The organism is Herbaspirillum sp. B65 (assembly GCF_000333555.1).
In the GTDB taxonomy this organism is placed as follows: domain Bacteria; phylum Pseudomonadota; class Gammaproteobacteria; order Burkholderiales; family Burkholderiaceae_D; genus Herbaspirillum; species Herbaspirillum rubrisubalbicans.
Map to the genome: position 1 here is coordinate 1 of NZ_BADI01000104.1, position 4,799 is coordinate 4,799.

Consider the following 4,799-nt stretch of genomic DNA (forward strand, 5'->3'; position numbering starts at 1 on the left):
GATGACCGGCGATTTGCCGCCCAGCTCCAGCGTGACCGAGGCCAGGTGCTCGGCGGCGGCGCGCATGACGATCTTGCCCACCGCGGTCGAACCGGTGAAGAAAATATGGTCGAAGGGCAAGGCCAGCAGCGCTTGCGTGACCTCCACTGCGCCGCTGACCATGCTCACTTCGTTTGGCAGGAAGACTTCTGCGACGATCTCGGCCAGCACTGCGTTGACGGCAGGGGTGAATTCGGAGGGTTTGAGCAACACCGTGTTGCCCGCGGCCACCGCCGATACCAGCGGACCGATCAAGGTAGCCACCGGATAGTTCCAGGGGCCGATGATCAGGCAACTGCCCTTGGCCTGATAAGTCACCCGTGCCGAACTGCCCAGCGCGCTCAAGGTCGGGGCGACATGGTAACCCCGCATCCAGCGTGGCAGCTTGCGGATGGCCAGGTGGATTTCTTCCAGCACCGGCATGAGTTCGGTCAGTTCCACCTCGATGGCAGGTTTATTGAAGTCCGCTGCGCAAGCCTGTTGCAGTTGCTGGCGTCGGGCCGTGAGCGCCGCGCGCAGGCGACGCAGCTTGTCCCGGCGCTGGGTCGCCGAACTGGTGCGCAAGTGTAAGGCGTGTGCTTGCTGGGCGCTGAACATCCGGTGGATCTGGGGTTCATCGGGCTCGTGCAGCCAGTTGGGGTTCATCCGGTCGCTCCTGTGTAGGTGTCTTGTGGCTGGAGAGGATGCCGGCTCCAGCGTTTGCGGCCCACTACCATCATCAGCATCATGGCTGCGGCAAAGGCGAAGCTTACCAGCGGCACCCATGCCGTGTTTTCGCCGCTCACCACCAGCGAAGCCACCAGCGGACCAAAGGCCGAGCCCAGCAGTTGCGCTGCCGGCACCAGGACGGCGACCCGTCCCTTGTCATCGGCACGGAATGCCAATGGTACATGGAAAGGCATGAGAAACAGCCAGGCGAAACCGAACACATGGCTGAGCCAACGAAACGCTCCAGGAGCATGTTCGGGCATCAGGTAGATGGCCGCACTGACCGCAGCCAGCACCAGGGCGCCGATGGTCAGGGTCGCCACCAGTGGCAGGTGCCGTACCAGCCAGATGGCCATCACGCCGCCCGCCACCTGCATGAGCAGCACGGTCGAAATGAGTGCATGGGCTTGGCTGGCAGGCAGACCGTGGGCCACGCCGATCGGCTCCAGATACATCCATAGCGCGCCGATGCCTGCCATCTGGCAGAACGCCACGGCCAGCGGCAGCAGACAGGTGGACGACCATTTGAGCCGGGCTTCGGTGGGGGCGGCCAGCGGTTGCAGTTGTCGCGGCAAGGCCAGCGGCAGCAGGGCGGCCAATACGGCGGTGAGAGCCAGCACCTGGAAGCCGGCGCGCCAGCCCAGGCCGGGGAGCACCCAGCTCGCCAGTGCCGAGGCGGTAGAGGACTGCAGCAAGGTCTGCCAGACCATGAACAGCGCGGTCAGGCGACCGGGATTGCTGGCGCGTACGATCACGCTGGTGGCACCCCACACCAGCACGCCTTCGGCCAGTCCGGCCCCGATCCGCAGCAGGGTAAATTGCAGGTCACCGTGGGCCTGCGCGGTCAGCAGGTCCAGCAAGGCCACCAGCAAGGCCGAGATGATGAGCGTAGAGCGATAGCGCGCCAATGACAGCAACAGATCGCCGATGGTCACGCCCAGCCCCAGGGCGACGATTTCACCCATGGCGATGATGCCCACGCCTTCCATGGTGATGATCCGGTCACTGACCAGCTCATCGAGCAGGATAGGTTGCAAGCCGAGAATGAGCAGGGCCAGCGCGCCCAGCAGAAGGGTACTGCCGACTTGCGGCAGCGAAAAGCGAGTCGAAGGTGGGCGGGTCATGGCAGCAAACCTGTTATCGGCAGAATCGGAAAAAGGAAATACGCTCAACAAGCTCAATCTAATATCCGCGACTTTCAGCGGGCAACTGGCCCTGGGCGAACGCGTCGGCGGCACGTCGGCGGTCCTTGCGCAAGCGTCCGTTGGCAATGTAGCGCACCAGCCAGGGCAGTTCGCCAATCGCTGCACCGCTGGCATGGGCCAGCAGATACGCCTTGCTGCACTTTTCGAACAGTTCGGCGTTCATCGCCATGCGTGCCGCCGTGCTGCCCAGCAGCAGCGGCAGCTCCTGCCAGAGCAGGGCATTGCCACCGCGGGCCAGGGCCGCGGCCAACCCCTGTTGCTGCTGCACCGGGCGGGACATGGGACCGAGGTGACGGGCCTGCTCGTCAAACACCTGGGGCAGCACCCCGCCGAACTGGTGCAAGCTGCGACCGAACGGACCTGCTCCCCAGCAGATCGCCCCGACATCGGGGCGCTGCCGGTAGATCGTAGCGTGCAGCCTGGCCTGGCTGGAACCATGCGCTTGCTCCCAGGGGTAGAGCAGGGGCTGGTCATCTCCAGCCGCGCCCAACCACATGGCCGTGGTTCCTGGACAGCGCAAGGACAGCGCACCTTGCTCCTGGTCCAGCAGCCCTTTTTCCAGCAAGCGCAAGCGCGTGTCTTGCCACTGCTGCTGCAGTTCATCGTGGATGCTCATGGCTCACACCAGCTTGAAGACATCTTCGAAGCGGTTGAGCGCTTCATCGATGATGGCATCGGTATCGGCCAGGCTGGTGTAGATGCGACTGCCTGCCAGCGTGATCAAACCATGCGCGCAATAGGCGGCCCCCATTTCCTCCATCATGTGCTTGCGCTGCTTGGCTTCATCCTTGACCTTCCACAGTTTGTAGAGATTGCTGGTATCGAGCAAGAGCACGCCGGAAGTCTGCAGATGCACCACTGAGCCCATGTTGTAGACCACGTAGGGCAACTTCAGGCGCGCGATGATGTCTTCCAGTCCCTTGCGCAGACGGTCTCCGGCGCGCCCGGCCTGGACTGCGGCATTGCTTTCGATGGCCATCTTCAATGCATGGTAACCGGCCACACAGGACAAGGGATTGGCCGAGAGCGTGCCGCCCACGAAGGCGCGCTTGGAAGTGGTGCCGATGCCGCCCACCAGCATCATCATGACCTCGCGTCGTCCGCCGATGGCGCCGGCCATGGGATAACCGCCGGCCAGGCATTTTCCCAGTACGGTGATGTCCGGCTTGACCTGGAAGTAGGCTTGCGCACCGCCCGGCCCCATGCGAAAGCCCGTGACGACTTCATCGAAGATCATCAGCGCGCCGAATTCATCGCACAGCTTGCGCACTTCGCTGTTGTAGCCGGGATGGACCGGACGGGTGCCGCTCTCCGGTCCCAGCGGTTCCAGCAGCACGGCGGCCGTCCCGCCACGCAGGCGGTTCCAGCTTAGCTTGCGACGCAGTGCCTCCAGGTCATTGGGATGGCATTCCTGGGTATGCGCGGTCGATCCACCGGGGATGCCGACGGCTTCCATGCGTCCGGTGCTGGGCAGGCGCATCCCATAGACCATCTGGTCGCTCCAGCCGTGATAGGCGCCGCCGATCTTGATGATCCATTTCTTGCCGGTATAGGCGCGTGCCAGGCGGATCGCGCCCATCACCGCTTCCGTGCCGGAACCCAGCAGGCGCAGCATGTCCACGCCGGGCATGGATTGGCAGACCAGCTCTGCCAGCTTGACTTCGTATTCGTGCAGCAGTCCGGTGACCGGGCCGCAGCGCTCCAGGATTTCGTTGACCTTCTCACGCAGGGCCGGCGGATTGGAGCCGAGCAGGGTAGGGCCACCGGCTTGCAGGAAGTCGATGTAGCGATTGCCGTCGACATCGGTGAGCCAGGCACCCTCGGCCTCGGACATGGCCAGCGGGAACGGATGGTTGAAGGCCAGGTTGTGTTGCACACCGCCTGGAATGACTTTGCGGGCGGCTTCGGACAAGCGTTTGGAACCCTGACAACGCTGTTCGAAATAATCCATCACTGCCGGCAGATGTTCGCGCCGGATCGGGCGCATCGGCTGTGCCACCAGTTCGCGGAAGCGGGCATACAAGGTATCGACATCCGGCCAGTCAGAAATGGCGCAGGTGGTTTCAGAAGGGCTCATGGGGGCAGCGTCCTTGAACAGGGAGTGAGGTTGACGGTCGTTCATGATTGCTCCAGTAGGGTCAGCAGACGATTGAGGGCCGGGGTTTGCGAAGGGTGGGTGGCGGCGCGCACGCGGATGCGGTCGGCCAGGAAATCAGCGCAGAAGCGTTCCAGTTCTTCCACCACCAGCATGGCTTCCTCGACGGTGGGGCCACAGCAGAGCACGCCGTGATTGCGCATGAAATAGGCATTGATGCCCGGCTTGAGCGCCTTGCTCACCTTGTTGGCCAAGAACGAACTGCCCGAAGGCATGTAGCCGATCATCGGGATCTGCGGGCCGAGGATGCGCCGGCTCTGTGGATGGGCTACCTGCAAGGTTTTCCCGATCAAGGCACAGGCGCTGGCCACCGGCTGGTGGGTATGGATGCTGCAATGAGCGTCCGCCCGGCTTTTGAAGAGATTGGCGTGCAGCGCCGTTTCCACCGAAGGTGAGCGCTCGCCTTCGATGCGAGTCAGATCGTCCAGCCGCAACACACAGACGTCCTCTGCACGCATGGCGAAATAATCGGTGGCAGAAGGCGTGACGGCGATATGTTGGTGGTCGATGCGCAAGGCCAGGTTGCCACCGGTGGCCGCAAAGAAGCCACGCCGCGACAACGCCAGGCAAAGTTCCACGACACGTTCACGGTGTTGCACAGCCAGCATGGGAAGCTCCGGGTGAGGTAGGGTTCATGCGCCGGTACAGCGGCGCCAGTCTTTCATACAGTTGCTTGAACAGTCGAAGCGTCC

At 63.4% G+C, this 4,799-nt stretch carries 5 protein-coding genes; all 5 read right to left on the reverse strand.

Annotated features, from left to right (window positions below):
* Positions 1-684, reverse strand: a 684-nt coding sequence (locus I5W_RS02950) for an aldehyde dehydrogenase family protein (protein WP_044528118.1), incomplete at its 3' end; no start/stop codon positions are given.
* On the reverse strand, positions 681-1,871 hold the full coding sequence (locus tag I5W_RS02955; protein ID WP_044528121.1) for an MFS transporter: 1,191 nt from the start codon (positions 1,869-1,871) through the stop codon (positions 681-683). The genes I5W_RS02955 and I5W_RS02950, both read right to left, overlap by 4 nt.
* A gap of 58 nt (positions 1,872-1,929) precedes the next feature.
* Positions 1,930-2,568, reverse strand: a complete 639-nt coding sequence (locus I5W_RS02960) for a class II aldolase/adducin family protein (protein WP_044528119.1) — start codon at positions 2,566-2,568, stop codon at positions 1,930-1,932.
* Between the two features lie 3 nt (positions 2,569-2,571).
* Positions 2,572-4,074 carry an aspartate aminotransferase family protein gene (locus I5W_RS02965; RefSeq protein ID WP_199901694.1) on the reverse strand — a complete coding sequence of 501 codons (1,503 nt, stop codon included), beginning with the start codon at positions 4,072-4,074 and terminating at the stop codon, positions 2,572-2,574.
* A complete protein-coding gene (locus tag I5W_RS02970; protein WP_044528120.1) occupies positions 4,071-4,715 on the reverse strand; it encodes a class II aldolase/adducin family protein in 645 nt (214 codons plus the stop codon). Before I5W_RS02970 ends, I5W_RS02965 begins: the two co-directional genes overlap by 4 nt.
* Positions 4,716-4,799 lie beyond the last annotated feature (84 nt).